This is a genomic window from Thalassobaculum sp., from assembly GCF_040219615.1.
Classification (GTDB): domain Bacteria; phylum Pseudomonadota; class Alphaproteobacteria; order Thalassobaculales; family Thalassobaculaceae; genus Thalassobaculum_A.
In genome coordinates, this window is sequence record NZ_JAVJSE010000013.1 from 137,187 (window position 1) to 160,564 (window position 23,378).

Annotated in this window: 20 protein-coding genes and 1 tRNA gene; 12 read left to right on the top strand and 9 right to left on the bottom strand. The window is 71.4% G+C overall.

All coding sequences use genetic code 11. From position 1 onward, the window contains the following. Positions 1 to 147: 147 nt before the first annotated feature. Positions 148 to 1,956 carry a feruloyl-CoA synthase gene (locus RIC31_RS08225; RefSeq protein WP_350105038.1) on the top strand — a complete coding sequence of 603 codons (1,809 nt, stop codon included), beginning with the start codon at positions 148 to 150 and terminating at the stop codon, positions 1,954 to 1,956. Beyond that, positions 1,953 to 2,789 carry an alpha/beta fold hydrolase gene (locus RIC31_RS08230; RefSeq protein WP_350105040.1) on the top strand — a complete coding sequence of 279 codons (837 nt, stop codon included), beginning with the start codon at positions 1,953 to 1,955 and terminating at the stop codon, positions 2,787 to 2,789. Before RIC31_RS08225 ends, RIC31_RS08230 begins: the two co-directional genes overlap by 4 nt. On the opposite strand, the gene RIC31_RS08235 is transcribed toward RIC31_RS08230, so the two are convergent. After that, positions 2,765 to 3,169 carry a VOC family protein gene (locus tag RIC31_RS08235; RefSeq protein WP_350105042.1) on the bottom strand — a complete coding sequence of 135 codons (405 nt, stop codon included), beginning with the start codon at positions 3,167 to 3,169 and terminating at the stop codon, positions 2,765 to 2,767. The two genes, RIC31_RS08230 and RIC31_RS08235, sit on opposite strands and share 25 nt — an antisense overlap. Before the next feature lie 52 nt (positions 3,170 to 3,221). Further along, complete coding sequence (locus tag RIC31_RS08240) at positions 3,222 to 3,866, bottom strand: FMN-binding negative transcriptional regulator (protein ID WP_350105044.1); 645 nt, start codon at positions 3,864 to 3,866, stop codon at positions 3,222 to 3,224. Positions 3,867 to 3,964: 98 nt separating this feature from the next. Between RIC31_RS08240 and pdxR the strand changes: the two genes are divergently transcribed. Then, positions 3,965 to 5,560: a MocR-like pyridoxine biosynthesis transcription factor PdxR gene (gene pdxR / locus RIC31_RS08245; RefSeq protein ID WP_350105046.1), complete on the top strand. Its 1,596-nt coding sequence runs from the start codon at positions 3,965 to 3,967 to the stop codon at positions 5,558 to 5,560. Positions 5,561 to 5,592: 32 nt separating this feature from the next. Here pdxR and ihfB read toward each other — a convergent pair whose 3' ends face one another. The 4 genes from ihfB to aroA form a co-directional block, all read right to left on the bottom strand. After that, a complete protein-coding gene (ihfB, locus tag RIC31_RS08250; RefSeq protein WP_350105049.1) occupies positions 5,593 to 5,871 on the bottom strand; it encodes an integration host factor subunit beta in 279 nt (92 codons plus the stop codon). 217 nt (positions 5,872 to 6,088) lie between these two features. Continuing rightward, positions 6,089 to 7,792 carry a 30S ribosomal protein S1 gene (rpsA, locus tag RIC31_RS08255; protein WP_350105052.1) on the bottom strand — a complete coding sequence of 568 codons (1,704 nt, stop codon included), beginning with the start codon at positions 7,790 to 7,792 and terminating at the stop codon, positions 6,089 to 6,091. Between the two features lie 190 nt (positions 7,793 to 7,982). After that, entirely contained in the window at positions 7,983 to 8,603 is a 621-nt protein-coding gene (gene cmk / locus RIC31_RS08260; RefSeq protein ID WP_350105054.1) for a (d)CMP kinase, read from the bottom strand. Then, positions 8,600 to 9,943 (bottom strand): 3-phosphoshikimate 1-carboxyvinyltransferase, encoded by a 1,344-nt coding sequence (gene aroA / locus RIC31_RS08265; protein ID WP_350105056.1) that lies wholly within the window; start codon positions 9,941 to 9,943, stop codon positions 8,600 to 8,602. Before aroA ends, cmk begins: the two co-directional genes overlap by 4 nt. 225 nt (positions 9,944 to 10,168) lie before the next feature. Between aroA and RIC31_RS08270 the strand changes: the two genes are divergently transcribed. The 4 genes from RIC31_RS08270 (at position 10,169) to RIC31_RS08285 (ending at position 14,484) form a co-directional block, all read left to right on the top strand. Further along, positions 10,169 to 10,624: a TIGR02300 family protein gene (locus RIC31_RS08270; protein ID WP_350105058.1), complete on the top strand. Its 456-nt coding sequence runs from the start codon at positions 10,169 to 10,171 to the stop codon at positions 10,622 to 10,624. Positions 10,625 to 10,733: 109 nt separating this feature from the next. Further along, positions 10,734 to 10,809 (top strand) — tRNA-Ala (locus RIC31_RS08275). Positions 10,810 to 10,957: 148 nt separating this feature from the next. Beyond that, a complete protein-coding gene (locus RIC31_RS08280) occupies positions 10,958 to 12,280 on the top strand; it encodes a YcaO-like family protein (protein WP_350105060.1) in 1,323 nt (440 codons plus the stop codon). Positions 12,281 to 12,384: 104 nt separating this feature from the next. Continuing rightward, complete coding sequence (locus RIC31_RS08285) at positions 12,385 to 14,484, top strand: BTAD domain-containing putative transcriptional regulator (protein WP_350105062.1); 2,100 nt, start codon at positions 12,385 to 12,387, stop codon at positions 14,482 to 14,484. On the opposite strand, the gene RIC31_RS08290 is transcribed toward RIC31_RS08285, so the two are convergent. Both RIC31_RS08290 and RIC31_RS08295 read right to left on the bottom strand, forming a co-directional pair. After that, positions 14,470 to 14,898: a hypothetical protein gene (locus tag RIC31_RS08290; protein WP_350105064.1), complete on the bottom strand. Its 429-nt coding sequence runs from the start codon at positions 14,896 to 14,898 to the stop codon at positions 14,470 to 14,472. The two genes, RIC31_RS08285 and RIC31_RS08290, sit on opposite strands and share 15 nt — an antisense overlap. 77 nt (positions 14,899 to 14,975) lie before the next feature. After that, complete coding sequence (locus RIC31_RS08295) at positions 14,976 to 16,691, bottom strand: peroxidase family protein (protein ID WP_350105066.1); 1,716 nt, start codon at positions 16,689 to 16,691, stop codon at positions 14,976 to 14,978. 473 nt (positions 16,692 to 17,164) lie between these two features. Between RIC31_RS08295 and RIC31_RS08300 the strand changes: the two genes are divergently transcribed. From RIC31_RS08300 to RIC31_RS08315, 4 genes are all read left to right on the top strand, one after another. Next, the gene (locus tag RIC31_RS08300) at positions 17,165 to 18,775 is read left to right on the top strand and encodes a hypothetical protein (RefSeq protein WP_350105068.1); all 1,611 of its coding nucleotides are present in this window, start codon (positions 17,165 to 17,167) and stop codon (positions 18,773 to 18,775) included. After that, on the top strand, positions 18,775 to 19,419 hold the full coding sequence (locus RIC31_RS08305) for a hypothetical protein (protein ID WP_350105070.1): 645 nt from the start codon (positions 18,775 to 18,777) through the stop codon (positions 19,417 to 19,419). Before RIC31_RS08300 ends, RIC31_RS08305 begins: the two co-directional genes overlap by 1 nt. 39 nt (positions 19,420 to 19,458) lie before the next feature. Then, complete coding sequence (locus RIC31_RS08310; protein WP_350105072.1) at positions 19,459 to 19,842, top strand: hypothetical protein; 384 nt, start codon at positions 19,459 to 19,461, stop codon at positions 19,840 to 19,842. Positions 19,843 to 19,934: 92 nt separating this feature from the next. Beyond that, positions 19,935 to 20,318: a hypothetical protein gene (locus RIC31_RS08315; RefSeq protein ID WP_350105074.1), complete on the top strand. Its 384-nt coding sequence runs from the start codon at positions 19,935 to 19,937 to the stop codon at positions 20,316 to 20,318. Between the two features lie 34 nt (positions 20,319 to 20,352). Here RIC31_RS08315 and RIC31_RS08320 read toward each other — a convergent pair whose 3' ends face one another. After that, positions 20,353 to 21,624, bottom strand: coding sequence for a Zn-dependent hydrolase (locus tag RIC31_RS08320; RefSeq protein ID WP_350105076.1), 1,272 nt, complete (start codon positions 21,622 to 21,624; stop codon positions 20,353 to 20,355). 131 nt (positions 21,625 to 21,755) lie between these two features. On the opposite strand from RIC31_RS08320, the gene RIC31_RS08325 reads away from it, so the two are divergent. Further along, entirely contained in the window at positions 21,756 to 23,327 is a 1,572-nt protein-coding gene (locus tag RIC31_RS08325) for an ABC transporter substrate-binding protein (RefSeq protein ID WP_350105079.1), read from the top strand. Positions 23,328 to 23,378 lie beyond the last annotated feature (51 nt).

A 23,378-nucleotide genomic window follows, 5' to 3' on the forward strand; every position in this document is an offset into this window, starting at 1 on the left:
GCTCGATCTCCTCGCTTCACGATCGCCGCAGCATACCGGCGGCCCCATGCTTGGACAACGCCGGGCCGGGCCGGTAGCTTCATGGAAAAATGGGACCGGGCGGGCTGAATGCCAGCCGTCACCGGTTCCGGATCAGGGAGGTGGCCGGTGCACGGCCTGTTCGCGACACCCGACATCGCCCGCGAGGATCGGCCGGACGGCAGCATCCGGCTGTGGTCGCGCACCCCGCTCGACCGCTATCCGCCGACCCTGTGCCACCATCTCGAGGAGCGGGCCGCCGCCCATCCGGACCGGGTGTTCCTGGCCGAGCGCGACGGCGACGGCTGGCGGACGATCACTTTCGGCGAAATGCGCGGCCGCGCGCGCGGCCTCGCCCAGGCCCTGGTCGACCGCGGCCTGGCGGCCGGCGACCCGGTTCTGGTGATCTCCGACAACGCGATCGACCACGCGCTGCTGCAGTTCGGCGCGCTGTATGCCGGCCTGCCGGTCTGCCCGGTCTCCACGGCCTATGCCCAGGGTTCCGGCGAGTTCGACCGGCTGCGGGCGGTGGCGGCCAAGGTCCGGCCGCGCGCGGTCTACGCCGGCGACCCGGAGCGCTACCGCCGCGCCGTCGCCGGCCTCGGCCTGGACGGCGAGGTGCCGGTCCTGGACCCCGGGGCGGTCGCGACCCTGGCGGCGACGCCGGAGACCGCGGCGGTCGACGCCCGGCTCGCCGGGATCGGGCCGGACACCGTGGCCAAGGTGCTGTTCACCTCCGGCTCGACCGGCGGGCCGAAGGGCGTGGTCAACACCCACCGCATGCTGTGCGCCAACCAGCAGATGCTGGCGCAGATCTGGCCGTTCCTGACCCGCCGGCCGCCGGTGCTGGTCGACTGGATGCCGTGGAGCCATACCTTCGGCGGCAACCACAACCTGAACCTGGCGCTGGCCCGCGGCGGCACCCTGCATATCGACGACGGCCGGCCGGTGCCGTCGGGGATCGGCCGCACCGTCGACAACCTTCGGCTGGTGTCGCCGACCCTCTATCTCAATGTCCCGCGCGGCTACGACGCCCTGCTGCCGCATCTGGAGGCCGACCGGGCGCTGCGCGACCGGTTCTTCGGCGATCTCGACCTGCTGTTCTACGGCGGCGCCAGCCTGCCGCAGAGCCTGTGGGCACGGCTGGAGGCGCTGGGGCTGGCGGCGACCGGGCGGCGGCCGGCCCTGACCACCGGATACGGCTCGACCGAGACCGCGCCGCTGGCGGTGGCGCCGCATTTCCCGACGGACCGCGCCGGCGTCATCGGCGTGCCGGTGCCGGGCACCGAGGTGCTGCTGCGGCCGGAGGCGGGCAAGCTGTCGATCGGCCTGCGCGGCCCGCACATCACCCCCGGCTACCTGAACGACCCGGACCGCACCGCCGAGGCGTTCGACGCCGAGGGCTTCTGGCAGAGCGGCGACGCGGTCCGGCTCGCCGACCCCCGGCGCCCGGAAGCCGGCCTGCTGTTCGACGGCCGGCTGGCCGAGGACTTCAAGCTGCTGACCGGGACCTGGGTAGCCGCCGGCACCCTCAGGGTCGCCGCCGTCGCCGCCTGCGCCCCGGTCGCCCAGGACGTGGTGGTCGCCGGCCACGACCGCGACGCGGTGGCGATCCTGGTGTTCCCGAACCTCGGCGAGTGCGCCCGGCTGGCCGGGCTGCCGGCCGGCACCGACCCGGCCGCCGTGCTCGCCCACCCGGCGGTGCGCGCCGCCGTGCGCGACGGCCTGGCCGCCCACAACGCCGCCAACCCGGCCTCCAGCACCGCCGTCGCCCGCGCCCTGCTGCTGGCCGAGCCGCCCGACGTCGAGGCCGGCGAGATCACCGACAAGGGCTATGTCAACCAGCGCGGCGCGCTGGAGCGCCGGGCCGACGCGGTGGCGGCGCTGTATGCCGAGCCGCCGGGCGACGCGGTGATCGTCGTGCGGGAGCCGCGATGACCCTGCACGAGACCGAGTTCGGTGCCGTCGAGGCGCTGGAATGGGGGACCGGCGACCGGCTGATCGTCCTGCTGCACGCCCTGGCGGCCGGGCCCTGGGGCTTCGGGCCGCTGGCCGAGCGGCTGCTGCGGCCGGGCCGGCGGATCGTGGCGCCGGCGCTGCACGGCTACGGCGGCACCCGCGTGACCGGGGCGACCGACCCGGTCGACGCCCACCTGGCAGTGGCGCGCTGGGCGCTCGGGTCCGGCGGCGACGGCCGCAGCGTCCTGTTCGGCCACTCGATGGGCGGGATCACCGCGCTGCTGGCGGCCGGCGGCCGCGACGACCTGGCGGCGCTGGTGCTGTTCGAGCCGATCGTGCATGCCGCCCTGCACGACGACGACCCCGAGGACCGGGAACTCGGCGCCGCCGAGCGGGCGATGATCCGGGGCATCGGCGCCGGGGTCGAGCGCGGCGCGCCGGAGGCCGAGCTCGGGGCCTTCATCGAGGCCTGGAACGAGGCGCCCTGGGCCGACCTGGCGCCGAGGCTGCGCGAACGGCTGCTGGCCGACGCCGGCCGGCTGGCGAAGGAGACCGACGCGGTCGCCGGGCGGGCGATACCGGCCGGCTTCTGGGCGACCGTCACGACGCCGGCCCGGGTGCTGCACGGCGACCGATCGCCGCCGCTGGCGGCCCGGCTGGCGGAGCGGGTGGCCGGCCGGCTGCCGGACGCCCGGCTGCAGACGCTGCCCGGCCTCGGCCACATGGCGCCGGCCCTGGCCCCCGACGCGATCGCCGCGGTAATCGAGGATGCGCTGGCGTCGCCGCCTCAGCCGGTCGCAAGCGCGTCGTAGCCGCGCGCGGAGAACCGCAGCACGCAGAGGCCGTGGCCCCAGGGATCGGCCAGATGGGCGATCCGGCCCCAGCCATGCGTCGTCGGCCCGCCCTCGAGCACCGCCCCGGCCGCCACCGCCCGGCCGACGGTCTCGTCGACGTCGTCGACCACGAAGTCGAGATGCACCGGCGTCCAGTGCCGGGCGTAGTCGCGGCCGGCCGCGCCCGGGGCCGGCGCGCTGCCGGCCGGCTGGTGCAGCAGATAGATCGGGCTGGACGCGCCGAGCAGCTCGACGACCCCGTCGCCAAGCCTCCGGCCGGCGCGCAGGCCGAAGGCGGCGGTGTAGAATGCCTCGGCAGCGGCGAGGTCGCCGACGTCGATGTTCACGAGCAGGTTCACCGCAGCCTCCAATCGTCCTTCCGGGACCGCAATGCCCGTCCGCCGCCGTCGGCTACCCGCCGAGCCGGCGCATCCAGGCGGCGGTCTCCACGGTATCCGGCCGGGCCAGGGCGTCGAGCGCCGCCGTCACCCCGCCGCGGTCCGCCTCGCCCTTGTTCTGCGACAGCTTGGCCTTGGCCTCGAGCCGGTCGACCGTCAGCCGGAAGGCGGTGATGCCCTTCATCATCCGCCCGGCCGTGCCCGGCGCCATCTTGCCCAGGGTCCAGGGCCGCTTCGGGGCCAGGGCCGCCTCGTGTTCGGCCGACAGGTCCGCCAGAAGGCGCTCGACCTCGGCCGGGTCGTCGACAGGCTCGAGCGCCCCGGCGGCGTGGACCGCCAGGTAGTTCCAGGTCGGGACCTGGTTCTCGGCCTGGTACCAGTCCGGCGACACGTAGGAATGCGCGCCGGAGAACACCACGGTCGCGCGCACCGGGTCGGCGGCCGACGAGCCGGCGATCAGCCCGGCCGCCGGGTTGGCCTTCGAGACGTGGCCGCGCAGCGCCAGGGCATCGCCGGCGGCGTCCACCAGGATCGGCAGATGGGTGATCTCGAGCTCGCCGCGGCCGGTCGCCACCACCAGCAGGGCGAACGGGTTGCCGCGCATCACCTCGAGGGCGGCGGCGCGGTCGTCGAGCCGGAAGGCGGGTGGGATGTACATGGCTGGAATCCTTCGGGAACGGTCGCAACGCGGGTTCGCTTACGCTCGATTTGGTCGTATCATGAGTACCAAAGTCGATTTGGATATGGGGCCAAGATATGGCGGACGCCTTGCCGGTCTGGAGCGTGTTCCAGGTCGACCGTGCCGAGACCACGCCGATGCAGGAGCAGATCGCCGGGTTCTTCCGCCGGGCGATCGCCGACGGCCGCCTCGGCCCCGGTGCCCGGCTGCCGTCGACCCGCAGCCTGGCCGAGCAGATGACGGTGGCCCGCAACACCGTCAGCCTGGCCTATGAGCGACTGGCCGCCGAGGGCTATGTCGAGGGCCGGCGCGGCGGCGGCACCCGGGTGGCGCGCGACCTGCCGGACCTGACGCCGACGGTGCCGGCGGCGACCCGGGCCGCCCCGGTGGCGCCGCCGCCGGTGCGGCTGGCCGCGGCGGCGCGCATCATGCTGGCCGAGCGGGTCGGCACCGCCGGCGCCGGCGCCGGCGCGATCCCGGAGCCGCTGCAGCCCGGCCGGCCCGGGCTCGACGCGTTTCCCGGCCGGATATGGGCAAGGCTGGCCGGCCGGTTCTGGCGCGAGACCCCGGCCACCGACTTCGGCTACGGCGACCCGGCCGGGCACCCGATGCTGCGCCAGGCGCTGGCGCGCTATCTCGGGGCGTTCCGCGGGCTGTCGCTCGATCCCGACGCCATCATCGTCACCTCCGGCGCCCAGCAGGCCATCGACCTTGTGGCCCGCGCCCTGCTCGACCCGGGCGACCCGGTGGTGCTGGAGGAGCCCTGCTATCCCGGCCTGCGCGGGCCGATGGCGGCGACCGGGGCCAAGCTGGTGCCGGTACCGGTCGACGGCGAGGGACTGGACGTCGCGGCGGCCCGGCGCCGGGCCCCGAACGCCCGGCTGGTGACCGTCACCCCGACCCATCACTTCCCGCTCGGCGTCACCCTGTCGCTCGGCCGCCGCCGCGCGCTGGTCGACTGGGCCGGCGGGTCGGCGGGCGGCGGGTCGGCGGCGGGCGACGGCGGGCCCTGGGTGCTGGAGGACGACTATGACGGCGAGTTCCGCTACGGCGGCAAGCCGGTGCCGCCGCTGAAGGCGCTCGACGGCGCCGGCCGGGTGCTCTACGTCGGCACCGTCTCCAAGGCGCTGGCGCCGGCCCTGCGCATCGGCTTTGTCGCCGCGCCCGGCCCGCTGGCCGAGCCGCTGGTGCGGCTGCGCGGGCATTTCGACCGGCAACCGGCGCTGGACGCCCAGGTGATCCTGGCGCGCTTCCTTGACGACGGCCACATGGCCGGGCACCTGCGCCGCATGCGCACCCTGTACCGCGACCGGCGCGACGCCCTGGCCGACGCCCTGGAGGGCGCGCTCGGGGCCCGGGCCCGGGTCGAGCGGCCGGAAACCGGCATCAACCTGACGGTCGACCTGGAGGCCGGCCCGTCCGACGTCGCGGTGGTCGGCGCGGCGCGGGCGCGCGGCGTGTCGCCGGCGCCGCTGTCGGGCTTCTATCGGGGAACCGCGCGGCGCAACGGCCTGCTGATCGGCTTCGCCTCGCTGCCGCGGGCGCGGGCGAGTTGGGCGGCCCGCATGGTACGCGAAGCGATCGACGCCGCCCTTCGGGGCCCTTCGCTGACGCGAAGGGCGCCTCAGGATGAGGAGCGTATGGTGGTCAGCCGTGATGGCTCCTCATCCTGAGGTGCCCCCGCGAAAGCCGGGGCCACGAAGGATCAGGTGTTCAGCTTGTCGCGCAGCAGCTTGCCGGTCTTGAAGAAGGGGACGAACTTGGAGTCCACCTTCACCGCCTCCCCGGTACGGGGGTTTCGGCCGACCCTGGCGTCACGCTTCTTGACGGAAAACGCGCCGAACCCGCGCAGTTCCACCCGATCGCCACGCGCCAGGGCATTGGAAATCTCGTCGAAGATCGTCGACACTATTCGCTCGACGTCCCGCTGAAACAGGTGCGGGTTGGCTTCCGCCAGCCGTGCGATCAATTCGGACTTCGTCATGATCGCGAACCTCCGCGATTCCGAGTCGCGGAGCGGCTGGCGCCCTGTCGGAGGTGCACTAACCCGCCCCGTCTTGAAGAGTGCCAGCGACGAAACACCGCGTCAAGCGTAAGTATCTCTAATAGAACCGTTTTTCGCAGAAGATTGCAGTTTATGAATCGAAACGGGCCGCCCGCCTGTGGCGAACGGCCCGTCCGAACTCCCGGAACGACTGGAATCAGTCGCCCTGGCGGTCCTTCTCCTGGCGCTGGCGGAGCGCCGCACCCAGGATGTCGCCCAGGCTGGCGCCGCTGTCGGACGAGCCGAACTCGGCCATCGCCTGCTTCTCCTCGGCGACTTCGCGGGCCTTGATCGAGAGCGAGACCTTGCGGGTCTTGTTGTCGATGTTGGTGACCTTGGCGTCGACCTTCTCACCGACCGCGAAACGCTCCGGCCGCTGGTCCGACCGGTCGCGCGCCAGGTCCGACTTGCGGATGAAGCCGGTCATGCCGTCGCTGAGCGCCACCTCGATGCCGCCCTCGGTGATCTGGGTGACCGTGGTGGTCACCACGCCGCCCTTCTTGAGGCCGGCGGCACCGGCCGCGAACGGATCGCTGGACAGCTGCTTGATGCCGAGCGAGATCCGCTCCTTCTCGGTGTCCACGTCCAAGACCTTGGTCTTGACCATGTCGCCCTTCTTGAAGTTCTGGATCGCCTCTTCGCCCGGGGTCTCCCAGTCGATGTCGGAGAGGTGAACCATCCCGTCGATCTCGCCGGGCAGGCCGACGAACAGGCCGAACTCGGTGATGTTCTTGACCTCGCCCTCGAGCTCGGTGCCGGCCGGGTACTTCTCCGCGAACTCGTCCCACGGATTGCCCATGCACTGCTTGAGGCCGAGCGAGATCCGGCGCTTGTTCGGATCGACGTCCAGGATCATCACCTCGACCTCCTGGGAGGTGGAGACGATCTTGCCCGGATGGACGTTCTTCTTGGTCCAGCTCATCTCGGAGACGTGCACCAGGCCCTCGATCCCCGGCTCCAGCTCCACGAAGGCGCCGTAGTCGGTGATGTTGGTCACGCGGCCGGTGAACTTGGTGCCGACCGGGTACTTGACGTCGACGCCCTCCCACGGATCCGCCTCGAGCTGCTTCATGCCGAGCGAGATGCGCTGGGTCTCCGGGTTGAAGCGGATGACCTGCACCTTCACGGTCTGGCCGATCTGCAGGGCCTCGGTCGGGTGGTTGATGCGGCGCCACGCGATATCGGTGACGTGCAGCAGGCCGTCGACGCCGCCGAGATCCACGAACGCACCGTAGTCGGTGATGTTCTTGACCACGCCCGACAGGATCATGCCTTCCTTCAGCGAGGCGACCAGCTCGGAGCGGGCCTCCGCACGGCTCTCCTCGAGGACCGCGCGACGCGACACCACGATGTTGCCGCGACGACGATCCATCTTGAGGATCTGGAACGGCTGCGGGGTGCCGAGCAGCGGGCCGATGTCGCGCACCGGCCGGATGTCGACCTGCGAGCCCGGCAGGAACGCCACCGCGCCGGACAGGTCGACGGTGAAGCCGCCCTTGACGCGGCTGAAGATGATGCCGGTCACGCGCTCGTTGCCGTTGAACGCGTTCTCGAGCTGCGCCCAGGCCTCCTCGCGGCGGGCCTTGTCGCGGCTCAGCATCGCCTCGCCGTTGCGGTCCTCGAGACGCTCGACATAGACCTCGACGACGTCGCCCGCCTTCAGTTCCGACTTCTGGCCGGGCGACAGGAACTCCTTCAGCGCGACCCGGCCTTCGGACTTGAGGCCGACGTCGATCAGCGCGAAATCGTTCTCGATGCCGATGATGACACCCTTGACCACGCTGCCCTCGATCGACGGCACCTGGCCGAAGGACTCCTCGAGAAGGGCCTCGAAGTCTTCGGAAACGGCTGCTTTAGCCATGAATTCTCCTCAACGCGTAGGACGGCCGCGCTGGGCGCGTCCGTCGGCTCGGCGGCTCGAACTGGGATCGACAAGGCCCGATCCTGTCTCGGGCGGCCCGGGTCTCCGTCCCGGGCGTCGGCCGAAGTCCGCGGCCGCCGGGTTGGTGGTTGACTGACCGGCCGGGCCCCATGCCGCGGTCGGCTATGCTTCACGATCGCGCGTCGATCGCCGCGAGGGCACGGTCGAGGACCTGGTCCGGGGTCAGATCGGTAGTGTCGATCTCGACCGCGTCTTCGGCCTTGCGCATCGGCGCCACGGCCCGTCCCGCATCACGTGCATCCCGCGCCTCGATCTCGACGCGAACGCGCTCGTATATACTGGCCTCGCCCCTGGCAAGCAACTCCTCGTGGCGCCGGCGCGCGCGCTCGGCCGCGGAAGCGACGATGTAGAGCTTCACCGGCGCGTCCGGCAGCACCACCGTCCCAACGTCGCGGCCGTCCAGCACCGCCCCCGGCGGGGTGGCGGCGAACGCCCGCTGGAAGTCCAGCAGCGCCTGCCGCACCGCCGGCACCGCCGCCACCACCGAGGCGGCGTTCCCGACCTCGGCGGTCCGCAGGTCCGGGGAGTCGAGCAGGGCGATATCCAGGCTGCGCGCCGCCCGCTCGGCGGTCGCCGGGTCGGCCGGGTCGCCGCCGGCGCGCAGGACCTGCAGGGCGGTCGCCCGGTACAGCCCGCCGGTATCCAGGTGCCGCAGCCCGAGGCGGTCGGCCAGGGCCTTCGCCAGGGTGCCCTTGCCGGCGCCGGCCGGCCCGTCGATCGCGACGATCAAGCCGCCACCTCCGTGCCGGGCGCGATCGCCGCCCCGGCACCGTTCATCAGGTCGGCGAAGCCCGGGAACGAGGTCGCGATGGCGGCGGCGTCGTCGATCGCCAGGCCCTCGTCGGACACCATGCCGAGCACCAGGAACGCCATGGCGATGCGGTGGTCCAGGTCGACCGGGATGGTGGCGCCGCCGGCCACCCCGTTGCCGCCGCCGTGCACGATCAGGTCGTCGCCCTCGACCTCGACCCGGACCCCGCAGGCGGCGAGGCCGCCCGCCATGGCGCCGAGCCGGTCGCTCTCCTTGACCCGCAGTTCCTCGAGCCCGCGCATCACCGTCGTGCCCTCGGCCAGCGACGCCGCGACCGCCAGGATCGGGTACTCGTCGATCATCGACGGCGCACGTTCCGGCGGCACCTCGATGCCCTTCAGGCGGCTGGCCCGGACCACCAGGTCGGCGACCGGCTCGCCGGCCTCGGTGCGCGGGTTCGTCAGGGTGATGTCGGCGCCCATCTCCAGGAGCGTCTCGAACAGCCCGAACCGCAGCGGATTGGTCCCGACGCCCGGCAGGGTGATCTCCGAACCCTCGACCAGCAGGGCCGCCACCGCCGGGAACGCCGCCGACGACGGATCGGCCGGGACCACTACCGGCCGGCCGGTCAGTTCCGGCTGGCCGACCAGCGTGACCCGCCGACCGCCGCCGCCCAGGATCTCCACCCGGACCTCGGCGCCGAAATGCCGCAGCATGGTCTCGGTGTGGTCGCGGGTCGGCTTCGGCTCGATCACCGTGGTCTCGCCGGCCGCCCCCAGCCCGGCCAGCAGGATCGCCGACTTCACCTGGGCGGACGCCACCGGCAGGGTGTACTCGATCGGCACCAGCACCTCGGGACCGATCACCGCCCCCGGCAGCCGGCCGCCCTCGCGGGTGGCGAAGCGCACGCCCATCCGGGTCAACGGCGTCATCACCCGGCCCATCGGCCGACGCCGAAGCGAGGCGTCGCCGGTGAAGAAGGTGGTGATCGGCTGCTGGCCGGCGACTCCCATCAGCAGGCGGGCCCCGGTGCCGGCGTTGCCGCAGTCGATCACGTCGGCCGGCTCGTCGAGGCCGGACACGCCGCGACCGTGCAGCCGCCAGACCCCGTCGCCGCCGCGCTCGACCTGGCAGCCGAAGGCCCGCATGGCGGCCGCGGTCGCCAGCACGTCCTCGCCCTCCAGCAACCCCTCGATCGTGGTCTCGCCGACCGCCAGCCCGCCGAAGATCAGCGAGCGGTGGGAAATCGACTTGTCGCCGGGCACCCGCACCGTGCCGGTCAGCGGGCGGGCGCGGCGGGACAGCAACGGTGTCGGCATCGGATCCTCCCGGCCGGTGCGCCGGCCTGCTCTGAAACCGCGGCGTCTTAGCATGCTCCATCCGGAACCGCGAGCCGGCGGAAGCGATATAAGCCGCCGTCCCCAGGGGTTTTGGGAAATTTGCCTTTGACATGGGTTGGGGAACGTGGATATTGCCGCGCCACGCCGCCCCACGGGTGATTTTGCGGAGGGGTGGTTTCGTCCGACAGACGCGGAGCGACGACGGTGGTAAAGCCGGAATGGGGCATCAAGCGTCTCTGCCAATCATGCGGGGCTCGCTACTACGACTTTCTGCGCAGCCCGATCGTGTGCCCGAGTTGCGGCGCCACGTTCGATTCCGAGGCGGTTCTGAAGAGCCGGCGCGCGCGTCCGCTGCCGGCGGACGACGTCAAGCCGAAGCCGCGCAAGGAAAAGGCCGTGGTCGACCCCGAAGAGGTCGATGACGAGGAAGAGGACGAGGAAGAGGACGACGACGTCGAGGAGCTCGACGAGGAGGAGGTCCTCGACGATGTCATCGAGGAAGCCGACGAGACCGAGAAGCCCGTCAAGGGCCTGCCGGCCGTGGACGACGATGACGACGACGAGGACGACGCCGAGGTTGTCATCGACGACGACGACGACGAATTGCCGCCGATCGGCGACGATGACGACGACGACGAGCCGGACGAGAAGGAGACCTGAATCCGGTTTCGGGGGCGGCGTCACGCCACACCCACAAACCCCTTGATCACCCAGGGCGGACCCGCTACCTACTGCGGGCGTCCCGGGCAGACCGGGGCACCCAGTTTTCGGGGCCATAGCTCAGCTGGGAGAGCGCTACAATGGCATTGTAGAGGTCAGGAGTTCGATCCTCCTTGGCTCCACCAAATACCCACCGGGCCCGAGGCGATGCGCTTCGGGCCCGGTGTCGTTTCGGCCCCCTGAACCGGGCGCGATCCGGCCGCCGGCTGGCCATTCCCGGCTGCCCGCCCTACCCTCGGCCGCAGGCATGACTGCAGGCGGGGAGGGCTGGGTTTGACGGCGGACGGGCCGGCCGGATTGCCGGAGCATCTTCTGGCGGCGCTCCAGCAGGAGCGCGACCGGCTCGCCGCGAACGGGCCGGCGGGGCCCGCCGCGGCGGTCGCGGCAATGCTCGCCATCGCGCACCGCCTGCCCCGCCTGTTCCAGCTGCCGCACCCCACGGCTCCCGGGCTGTGCCTGGTCGGCGCCGGCATCGACCCCGCGGCCTTCATCGCCGGCCGGACCGGCGCCGCCGCCAGCGCGACCGGCAAGGGGACGACTCCGCTGGCCGCCACCCTCGGCTGCCTGGGCGAGGCCGCGGAATACCTGTCGCAGCAGGCCTGGGGCGACGAAGTCCTGGCGGTCGACGCCCGGCCGCCGTCGCTGCCCGCGGACGACACCGGAACGGCGCGACTCCTGGCCTTCGCCGGCTACCCCGAGGCCGCGGCCGTGCCGCCGCTCGCCTGGGCACCGGCCCGGCGACTGCACGATGGCGCCGCGACCTGGCTGCCGGCCGCCCTGTGCTACCGGGAGCCCGGCCGGGCCGAACCGGGAGGCGGGCCGACCGCCCCGGCCGTCCGCATCAAGCTCGGCTCCGGCTGCGCGGTCGGCGCGACGCCGGCCGAGGCGCGGCTGCACGGGGTGCTGGAACTCGTCGAGCGCGACGCGGTGGCGCTGTGGTGGCTGGGCGGCCGCCGGCCGCGCCGGGTTTCGGGCGAGACCGCCGAGGCTGCCGGCATCGCCGGCCTGATGGACCGGCTCCGGCGCGGGCGCACCGGTCGCCGGCACTGGCTGCTGGACGTCACCACCGATCTGGCGGTGCCGGTCGTCGTGTCGGTATCCTGCGCGCCCGACGGGTCCGGGCTGGCCTGCGGCTTCGCCGCCCGGGCGGACCCGGCCGACGCGGTCCGCGCCGCCGCCCTCGAGATGTGCCAGATGGAAATCGTCATCCACCTGGTCCATCTCAAGCGCGCCCAGCAGGGCGAGGCCGCCCTCGACGCCGCCGACCACGCCCATCTGAGACGGTGCCACGGCTTCGACGCGGCCGGCTGCCCGATCCTGCTCGAGGATGCGGCGATGCCGCCGGCGGACCGGTTCTGGCAGGCGCCCCGGGCGCCCGCCGCGGCCGTGGCCGAGGCGCTGGTCCTGCATCTCGCCGGGCATGGCGTGCACGTCCACGGCCTCGACCTGACCCGCGAGGCGCTCGGAATTCCGGCGTTCCGGGCGATATCCGCCGACCTGCAGCCGATGCCCGGAACCGTCACCGGACCGCGGCTGGCCCGCCAGATCGAGCGCAGCGGCGGCGGACCGGGCCTCGGCGGAATCGAGCTTCTGTAGAGGAGTGCACCTATGTTGATTGATATACGCGGCCGCGCATACACTCAATGTGTGATGCACCAGCAGGCGGGGGCAGGGTGCGGCAGATCCTGGACAGAGATGCGATGCCGTCCCGGCGTGATACCGCCCCGGATCAAAGTTCCCGCCTGAGGATAGAGGTTCTCGGCGGGCTGACGGTCAGAAATGCGGGCCGTCCGGTCGAACTCTCCAGCCGCAAGGCCAAGGCGCTGGTGGGTTATCTGGCCTGCACCCCGAACGGCGTCGCCAGCCGCGAGCATCTGGTCGGCCTGCTGTGGAGCGAGTCCTCCGAGGAAAAGGCCCGGGCGTCGCTCCGGCAGGTCCTGCGGGCGCTGCGCCAGAGCTTCCAGGACATCGGATTCGACGGTTTCGAGGCCGGCCGCAGCGAGGTCCATCTGCGGCCGGGATCCGTCAGCCTCGACCTCGCCGAGGTGACCGCCGCGGTCGAGGACGGCAGCGTACCGGCGGCGATGGTCGATCAGGAACGAATCGCCGAGTCGCTGCTCGCGGAGTATGACGACGTCGATCCGTCGCTGCGGAACTGGCTGATCGTCCAGCGCGAGAAGCTGGGGCAGAAGCTGGCGCGCGGACTCGAGGCGACGCTCAACGAGGTCGCCCCGACCGACGCGGGGACCGGCAGGCTGGCGGCCGAGGCCCTGCTGCTCATGGATCCGACCCACGAGGGCGCCTGCCGGCACCTGATGCGCGTACGCGCCCGGGCCGGCGACACCGCGGCGGCGCTCGCGGTCTACAACCGGCTCTACGAGCTGCTCGACAGCGAGTACGACGTCGAGCCGTCGGAGCCGACCCAGGAACTGGTGGCGGCGATCAAGCTCGGCGAGGTCGAGGCGGTCGACGCCCGGCGCCCCGCGGACTCCGACGTGGCCAACCCTCGGCGCGGCGACCCGGCACCGGGCGAGCCGGACCAAAGGAGCCAGTCGCGCCTGACCCTGCTGGTCGGGCATTTCGACCTCGACAGCATCACCGACGAACGAAAATACCTGTGCCTGGGCTTCCGGTCGGAGCTGATCTCGACGCTGACCCGGTTCCGGTTCTGGTCGATCGTCGACGTGTCGAACTCGCGGCCCGAGATCAGCGCCCCGATGTTCAGCGCCCCGACCTATCTGGTTCACGGCCAGCTCTACCAGGACGACGCCCACGTCTACCTGGTGATGGAACTGAAGGACCCGACCACCGGCGTGCTGATCTGGAGCGAGCGCTTCGTCCTGATGCTCGACAACTACTTCACGGCGCAGCAGAAGGTGGTCCGCAAGATCGCGTTCTCGCTGAACGTCCACATCTCGCAGGAGCGGCTGCAGCGGGTCGCCGGGAAGCCGGACATCTCGCTCGACCTCTACGATCGCTGGCTGCGCGGCCACGCCTTCGTGCTGAAATGGGCGCCCGACCTGCGCTGGCGGGCGGTCGACATATTCAAGTCGATCATCGACGATTCGCCGCAGTTCGCCATGGCCTACAGCAGCCTCGTCGGCGTGCTCAACAGCAACCACTTCGTGTTCCCGGGAATGCGCCGCAGCGAGGAGGTGCAGCGCGAGGCGCTGTCGCTGGCCAAGAAGGCCGTCGACATCGACCCGCTGGACTCCCGGTCGCAGCTGCACCTGGCGTGGTCGCAGGCGATGAACGGCGAGCATTCGATCGCCGAGCTCGGCTTCAAGCTCGCCTGCGAACTGAACGAATACGACTCCTGGACCACCGCCTCCGCCGCCGGCGGGCTGGCGTTCTGCGGTCGACCCGAGGTGGCGCGGCCGCTGTCGGAGAAGGCCATCGAGCTGGCGATCGCCCCGGTCCCGATGGTCTGGGCCTATGTCGGCTGCGTCCGCTATATCTGCAGCGACTTCGAGGGCTGCCTGCAGGCCGCGACCCAGTCCGAGGAGGAAGTGCTGGTGATGGCCGGCTGGAAGGTCGCAGCACTCCGGCGCCTCGGCCGCCACGCCGAGGCGAGCGCCCATGCCAGGCCCCTGCTGGACCGGATCGCCTCGCACTGGCGCGGCGACGGCGATCCGACCGTGCCGGCGATGATCGAATGGCTGGTGAACTGTTTCCCGATCCGCGACCGGAGCGTCCTCGACGACCTCGGCCGGCAGCTGCACGCCGCGATCACCGGGCCCCGCCCGGTCGACCGCGACGCACAACCGGTCCTCGGCCGCGCCCGCTCAGGTACAAAGTGAGCAGGTGTAGTCGCCGACGCGGAACTCGAAGAACGCCGCGTCGTTCGGGAACTCGCCGTTGACGCGCTTGCCGTAGTTCGGGTCCAGCGGATAGTCGTGCTTCGGGCTGGCGATCCGGTTGCGGGTGTCCTGCAGCATGTCCGGCGGCGGCAGCTTGATGGTCCAGACCTCCTTGGTGGTCGGGATGAAGTTCAGCGCCGTGATGTAGCTGGGCAGCGGGAACCGCAGGATCCCGGTGAGCTGCTGTTCCGCCTCGTCCAGGTCCTTCGGGACCGGCACCTTGCCCTCCGACCATTCCATGACCCGGCGCCCGAACGCCTGGCGGTCCAGGATCTCGATACGCTCGATGAACTCCTCCGAGGGCGCCGCCGCGGCCTCCGGCTGATCGTCGGCTCTGTCGTGTCGTCTGTTCATGGCCTTCCCCTTTTGCGATGAATGCTTCCCCAGGCAACCCGTCCGGACGCGGTCCGGCCGGTGAACGGTTGCGACGGTCATACCGACGGCTCGCCGCGCCGCACGCGGTCCTGCTCCACGAAGGCGATCAGCTCCGGCATGGTCTGCGGGACGTCGCCGTCGAACACCCGGCCGGCGGCCCCGGTGACCGCCGCGCTGCCCTCGAGCACCGGATACAACGGCCGCAGGGCCGAGAGCATGACGCCGGCGACGATGGTCGAGCCGAGCGTCCCGAGGCGCTCGCCGCACTTGTCGCGCGCCGCCTCGAACAGGGTGAACAGATAGAGCGGCGGGTTCTTGGCGACGGCGTCGATCTCGTCGGCGCCGGCGAAGATCTCGTAGCCGGTGGCGTCCAGCCACTCCTTGATCTCCTGCCGCCGGACGTCCGGCAGCAGGAGCAGGTTGGACCTGACCTTGTCGCCGGCCGGCAGGTTGGCGATCAGCGACTCGACCGAGCGGAGGCCGGTCCCGACGCCGCGCACCAGGTCCCGATAGTAGATCCCGTGCCGCGAGCCCGCATCCTCGCCGAACAGGGAGATGCTGGTCGCCATGGTGCCGGCGCCGACGTCCGGACCGATGCGGCGGCTGAGATTGGGCCTGACGTTCTCGTCGGTCTCGAAGAAGTACTTCCAGTCGATCAGCCAGTCGACGGCGATCGGGGTCAGCCGGGCGCTGCGCCCCGACGACCGGTCGAGCAGCTCGAGGATCCGCGGACGCCGGCCGGACGCCGCCTGCTGATCGTTGAGCACGTAGTCCGGCCGGATCATCGAGTGGGCGAACCGGAACACCGCGTGCGAGAACTCGACCGGCACCCGTCGGGTATCCGGCGCGACCCCGAACAGCGGATGGCTCGGCTGCCCGACCGACAGCCCCATCAGGGCAGTCTCCAGTCCGCTGAAGACCTCCTTGTCGAGCAGCCGTCGCAGCAGGTCGTGGACCACGATCCGGCGATACACCAGGGCGACGATCCGGCGGGTGTCGATGAAGTGCCGGTAGGCCAGCCCGTCGCGGTCGCCGGCGGCGACCGGCCCGGACGGCGCCGTGCGGTCGAGGACGATGTTGTGCAGCTCGTGGAACAGCGCGGTGAGCTGCGAGATGATCAGGTGGTCGTCGTTGCGCGGGTCGGCGACCATCGCGTCAGTCAGGCCCGGCCGCACCGGCTCGGTGACGAACGGGCACCGGGTCCGCGGAATGTCGCGCGCCGGATGATCGGTGCCGACCAGCGTCTCCGACCAGGGCCCCGGATCCCGGCCCTGCTCGGGGATCGCGACCCGCCCCAGCCGCAGTCGGGTGCGCTGCTGCATGCCTTCGCCCGGCACCGCGTAGGGACCCGGCTCGATCAGCGGGCCGCCGCCGTAGATGGTCTCCAGGAACAGGCGCTGGGTGCGGAAATTGCGGGCTTCCGGCACCCCGACCTGGTCGGGATCGGGGACCGGCGCCACATGCGCGACCAGGTCGTGGGCCACGAGCTGCGCCAGGTAGGTGTAGCCGGCCGGGATGTTGACGTTCTCGTCCGATTTGTAGACGCAGTGCCGCTGCCGGTAGATCTTGTTCGGCAGAAAGGTCATGCGCCGCGCCAACCGCTCGAGCGTCTCCAGCGTGTGCCGGTGGCCCGGCCCCTCCCGGTCGGGCAGCCGGTCGTCGTCGATGCGGATGACGTTGCCGTCGTGCCCGTAGCCGTGGAACAGATCCGCCGGGTCCGCCGGACCGAATGCGTTGCTGCTTGCGACACCGGCTGCCGTCGCCTGCGTCATCGCGGGTGATCCGCTGAACGGACAGTGCACCTTCGCCCCCTCTGGTCTGCCCTCGTCGTCTGGCCATCATTCTGGAGAGCAAGCGTGATTCCAACGTGATTCGCGCGAACGACCGCACGGTCTGCGACCGCGCCGGTTGCAGCGGCCGGCGCGGAACTCCGGGGCCCGTCGGCACTGCGGCAGCGGTTTCACGCTGCATTCACGCCGGCCGTGGGAGCGTCGGGGTGCATCCACGGCCATCGGTCCCGACCGGTCGCGTCGTGGAAGCCATCCGACGCTGGCGACAGTCGACGATGATCGGTTCCCTGATCCCTCCCAGCGGACTCGCTCCGCAACTCGCCGTACCCGCTCGGGGATCGCACCCGACCCGGGTACGGCAGTTCTTTCGAGGGTCTCGGCCGTCATCGCGGAAGGGTCGCCAAGCGTCGATCACGGGGATCCGGCCGGGGGGGCCGGGGAGGGGAGAGCGGGACATGCGACAAGACGGGACGGGCACGACTCCGCGCCGACCGGTGCGCCGGCTGCTGCTGGCGGCGGCCGTAGCCACCGGGCTGACGGGATGCGCCGGCGCGCATTTCTACAGCCCGGAGAACGACAAGACCGCCGCCGCTGCGAAGGCCGCCAGCGACGGCCTGAACCTGGTCGCCACGATCGATCAGGAGCGCGGCAATCTCGAGAAGCTGCTGCAGAGCGACATCGCCATGACGGCGGCGTTCTCGCGGACGCTGCGGGACGGCGAGCTGCAGGCGCTGATCGAGGACTCCGCGGGCGATCCCCTGAGCAGGCGGCTGCAGGATTCGATCGCCCGGCGCATGCGCACGCTCACACGGGGCCAGGCCGGCGCGACCGACGATGCGCCGTCGCCCAAGGCCATCCTGGACAATGCCGACGCCCAGTCGTCGGCGCTGAGCGGCCTCGTCTCGAAGCGCAGCAACTACACCAACACCCTGCTGATTCCGTCGCCGGCGTGCCCGGCGGACGGTCCGGCCGTCGCGGCGGACGCGGCCGCGGTCGACGCGGTTCTGACGCAAGCCCGCCAGGCGTGGGACGATCATCCCGACGTCACCCGGGATCTGGTGGCGGGCGTCCACGGCACCTATGCCGAAGCCTGCGCGAAGTACCAGGACGCCGCAAAGGCGCTGACCGGCCTGGTCGAGGGCTTGATCGGTCAGCGCGCCGCCGCCTGGCGCACCCGGCAGGAGGAACTGGGCGATGCCGTGGCGAAGGCCGAGGCCGCCAAGCTCGACTACGAGAAGGCGCTCGACGACTACCTGAAGGCAAGCAAGGCGGCAGGCGCCAATCCCTCGGAAGCGGCGAAGAAGCAGCTCGCCGACGGCATCGGCAAGGTCCGAAATGCGCTCGGGAAGCTCGCCGATGCCAACGCCTTCGGCAAGGCCGAGGCGACCGGCGAGCAGATCGCGCGGATCGACCTGATCCTGAAGGCCGCCGCGAGCGGTCCGCTCGATGCCGAGACCCTGGGGAAGGCCGACGAGGAGACCAGGAAGGCTGCGGCCGTGGCGGCGATGCTGCCCAGCCTCGCCGGCCGCCTGTCGACGATCGCCGCCCTGGAAGCGGCGCCGCCGGTGAACGCCCTGATCTTCGAAAAGAACCGGCTGCTCGCACTCAAGCTCGGAGCCGATCGCGCGGTCGACCGTGCGAAGGCCCGGGTCGGACTGCGGCAGCGCCAGTTCGAGGCCACCGTTGCCGAGCTCGAGATCCTGCTGGATGCGGACCTGCAGCGCGCCCGCGCCACCGCGGGCGGGGCGATTTCGACGTCCGACCTGCTCAGGCCCGACGCCCGGCCCGAGAAGGCACGACGCCAGATGATCGCGGCGGTCGCCACCTATCTCAATTCGTTTACCGGGCCACGCCGGATCGCCCGCGAACTGGACTACCGGCTGATCGACGTGACCCACGCCGGGGCCCTGGACGCGTCGGAGACCTCGTTGCGGCTGTGGCAGGACGCCGTACAGCAGCCGGTGACGGTTCTCGCCGCCTACCACGAGTCGGGCGTGCGCCAAGAAGACCTCATCGAGATCCTGAAGGCCGTCGGCCTATTCGCGATCGCCGGGAGTGTGAACTGATGACGAAGCCGATCATTTGGGCCGCGTCGGCCCTGCTGCTCGCCGGACTGTCGGCCGGCTGCACGACCCCTCCCGACGTCCGCGACCTGGCCAGGACCACGGCAGCCAACGCATCGGTGGTCAACTCGCAGCTCTCCGAGTTCGCCGGCGTCCGCCGCGCACTCGCCGAGCGTCGCGCCGATGCCACCGCACAGCTCCACGAGGCGATCGAGGCCCGGCAGGCCGGCTTCGACGGCTTCCTCGAGAGCGCCCGCGCGTCGGCGGTCGTTGCCGGTACCGACGACAAGCCGAACCTGGGGACCCTGATCGTCGAGCTGCGACGCGTCGCCGACGCGATGCAGGCACGCCAGGACGAGGCCGAACGGCGGTCTGCCCGGGTGCGGGCGGACGTCCTGGCCTCGCAGGCTGCGCTGACCCTGCCGAAGGACCAGCTCTCGACGATCTCGAGCCGGGTCGGCGAGCTGGCCAAGGAGCCGAGCCGGGGCGACCGGCTCGCGTTCTTCAAGAGCTTCCTGGAGGCGGTGCTTGCCGAAATCGACGACGCCCGCAAGGAAGCCGAGTCCTCGGGGAAGTCGGCGGAGACGGACATCGCCGCGTCCGCGAAGGCGGTGGCCGCCGATGTCAGGGGCACCGCGAGGCAGTAGGCCGGCACGCCTGCAACACAGCACGACGGGGGAACGGACATGCCGAAGAAATCCACCCTGGGCCCGGCCCAGCGCAATGCCTACTACAGCGCGCATGAGCGGTGCCGCGAGACCATCCTGGGGTCGATCGACAGGCTCAGGAGCCGGAACCGCGAACAGATCGACGCCGGCGAACGGGCCGTCAACGACAACGAGATCCTGTCGTTCAAGGGCGACCTGCACCTGCACGACGCCAAGAAGACGGCGTTCGACGCGGAGAATGCCGCCATCAACCCGCCGACCGACGCGCAGCTCGAAGCCCTGAAGAATACGCTGGCGAAGGTCGAGCGGCTGACGGCCAACAGCCGGATCGCCGAAGAGATCGTCGCACTGGTCAAGGAAGGCATCGGGGTCTTCGAGCAGGTCCAGCCGAGCGAACAGTAGCGGCAGAGGCAGGGCCGGCTCACGGCAACCCCGGGACATTCGGTCCGGCGGCCCGGCAGACCGGCGAGTGTCGTCACCAGAGAGGTTCAGCGATGAGGAAGAAGCCCGACCTGAGCATCCCGGACCGGCAGGCCTACGACCGCGCCTACGAGCGCCGCGAGGACGCGATCCTGAGGTCCATCGAGAAGCTCGAGGACCGCAACCGCATCACGGAGGACGACGCCGAGCGGACCGCCAACCGCGCCAGGATCGCGGCGCTCGAGGACGAACTGGACCGGCACGCCCAGAAGCGGGTCGCGTTCATCGCCGGACGGCACGCGATCAATCCGCCGACGCACGAGCAGCTCGAACGTCTCGGCGGCAACCTGGAAGAGGTCGAGCTGCTGACGGCGAACCACCGCATCGTCGATCAGATCGTCGCGCTGGCCCACGACAACGGCCGGACCTTCGAGGCGATCCACCCCGGCAACCAGTGACCGCCCCGGGACCGATGACCGCCGGCGGCATGCCTCAGGAATCGGCGGGCGACAGCGCGTAGCAGGCGATCGCGCGTGCCAGCAGGGTGGCGCCGCAGGCGACATCCGGCCAATCGGTCCATTCGCCCGGCGCGTGGCTGAGACCGCCGACCGAGGGCACGAAGATCAGCCCGGCCGGCACGTGACGGGCGAAGGTCTGGGCGTCGTGGCCGGCGCCCGAGGACATCACCGTAGCCGCTGCGCCGGCCGCCGCAGCCAGTGACGCCAGCCGTTCCGTCACCGCCGGGTCGAGACGGGTCGGCGGCAGCCAGCCCTGCTCGGCGATCTCGACGCGCAGGCCGTGCCGCGCCCCGGCCCGGCCGATCTCGCGACGGCAGGCAGCGGCCAGGTCCCGCATCACCGCCTCGTCGACGTCGCGGCCGATCAGCGAGAACGCGGCGGTCCCGGCGATGCTGTGCGGGAAGTTCGGACCGAGCGCCATCCTGCCGACGGTCAACCGGGTCTCCGGTCCGCCCACGCCGCCGACGATGTCGCCGATCACGGCGCCGAACTCCGCCAGGCCGCGGAACGCGTCGCGCCGCATGTCCATCGGCGTGGTGCCGGAATGATTGGCCTCGCCGGTCAGCGTCACCGACCAGTTGAACACTCCGGACACTGCATCGACCACCCCGACGGCCGCGCCGCCCCGCTCCAGCACCGGGCCCTGCTCGACGTGCAGTTCCAGGAACGCCGCGATGCCGGCCGGGTCGCGCGCGACGCTGACATCCGGGTCCAGGCCGCAGCCCCGCAGGGTGTCCGCCAGCCCGACGCCGGCGTCGTCGACCGCCCGGGCGATCCAGTCCGGACCGACCTCGCCGCAGATCGCCTGGCTGCCCAGCATGCCGCCGAACCGGCCCTCCTCGTCGGCGGTGGCGACCACCTCCACCGGCCGCGCCGGGGTCAGGCCGGCATCCTTCATGGCCCGCACCGCCTCAAGCGCCGCACACACGCCGAGGGTGCCGTCCAGCGGCCCGCCCTGCGGCACCGTATCGAGATGCGAACCGGCCAGCACCGCCGGACCGACGCCGACCTCCCAGCGCCCGAACACGTTGCCGACCGCGTCCATCCGGGCGGTCAGTCCGGCATCCTCCAACCGCCGCATCAGCCAGCGCCGCCCGGCCATGTCGGCCGCCGAGAAGCTGACCCGGTTGATGCCGGGAACCCCGTCGAGCGTGCCGATCCGGTTGACCGCCTCCAGGTCGGCCCGCAGGCGCGCCGGGTCTATGGTCAGGTCGGGCGGGACGAAACCGTCTGTGGAGTCAGTCATTAAGCATGGCCGCCCGGCGGACGGCTCCTCCTTGATTCGATTTATGATGATCAAATTTTGACACATCAGAATTTATCATGAACAATTCATCAAAGTCCAATCGGACCGGCCTGCCGACAGGAGGATTGCCGATGCTCAGCCAGCTCCGCCGAACCGCCGCCGCGCTCGCGCTTGCAGCCCTGGCGACCATGCCGTTCGCGGCCGCCCGGGCCCAGACGCCCCCGGGCGTGCTGATCGTCGCGCAGATCGCCGAGCCGAAGTCGCTCGACCCGCACGCGGTGACCGCCGTCAACGACTTCCGGATCCTGATGAACGTCTATGACGGGCTGGTCCGCTACAGGGACGGCACCCTGGAGGTCGAGCCGGCGCTGGCCGAAAGCTGGACGATCGGCGACGGCGGCAGGACCTACACCTTCAAGCTGCGCCAGGGCGTGACGTTCCACGACGGCACGCCGTTCGACGCCGGCGTCGTCAAATTCAACTTCGAGCGCATGCTCGACGAGAACCACCCGTTCCACGACACCGGCCCGTTCCCGCTGAGCTTCTTCTTCGGCGCGGTCGACAAGGTCGAGGCCCCGGACCCGGCGACCGTGGTGTTCCGGCTGAAGGAGCCCTACGCGCCGTTCCTGTCGAACCTGGCCTACCCGACCGGCCTGATCGTGTCGCCGGCGGCGGTCGAGAAGCACGGCAAGGACTTCGGCCGGCACCCGGCCGGCACCGGGCCGTTCCGCTTCGTCGAGTGGGAGTCCAACGCCAAGGTCGTGGTCGAGGCCAACCCGGACTACTGGGGCGGCGCGCCGAAGCTGCAGGCCGTGGTGTTCCGGCCGATCACCGACCCCAACACCCGGGTCGCCGAGATGCTGTCGGGCGGCGTCGACCTGATGGTCGAGGTGCCGCCGGACAACCTGGCGACCTTCGCGGACGACGGGGCCTTCGCGGTCAGCGAGCAGGCCGGGCCGCATCTGTGGTTCCTGATCCTGAACGCCAAGGAAGGCCCGATGGCCGACAAGCGGGTGCGCCAGGCCGTGAACTACGCGATCGACAAGAAGGCGCTGGTCGACAACGTGCTGCAGGGCACCGCCGAGGTGGCGGCCGGGCCGACCCCGCCTGCCTTCGCCTGGGCCTACAACGAGGCGCTGGAGCCGTATCCCCATGACCCGGCCAAGGCCAGGGAGCTGCTGGCCGCGGCAGGCGCCGAGGGCGCCGACCTGACCTTCTACGTGACCGAGGGCGGTTCCGGCATGCTCGACCCGGTCGCCATGGGCTCGGCGATCCAGGCCGACCTCGCCGAGGTCGGGCTGAAGGTCGAGATCGAGACCTACGAGTGGAACACCTTCCTCGGCAAGGTGAACCCGGGGCTCGAGGGCAAGGCCGACATGGCCGAGATGGCCTGGATGACCAACGACCCGGACACCCTGCCCTACCTGGCGCTGCGCAGCGACGCCTTCCCGTCCGAGGGCGGGTTCAACTCCGGCTACTACTCGAACCCGGAGGTCGACGAGCTGCTGGAAGCGGCCCGGCGCGAGACCGACCAGGCCAAGCGCGCCGCGCTCTACAAGCAGATGCAGGAGATCGTCCACGAGGACGCGCCCTGGGCATTCATCGCCAACTGGAAGCAGAACGCGGTGACCAGCGCGGCGGTCGAGGGCTTCGAGCTGCAGCCGTCGTTCTTCCTGCTGCTGCACGACGTCGAGAAGGGGTGAGGTGGGACGGAAGGCGGTCATGCGCCCGTCGCTTCGTGGGTTCCGGATGCG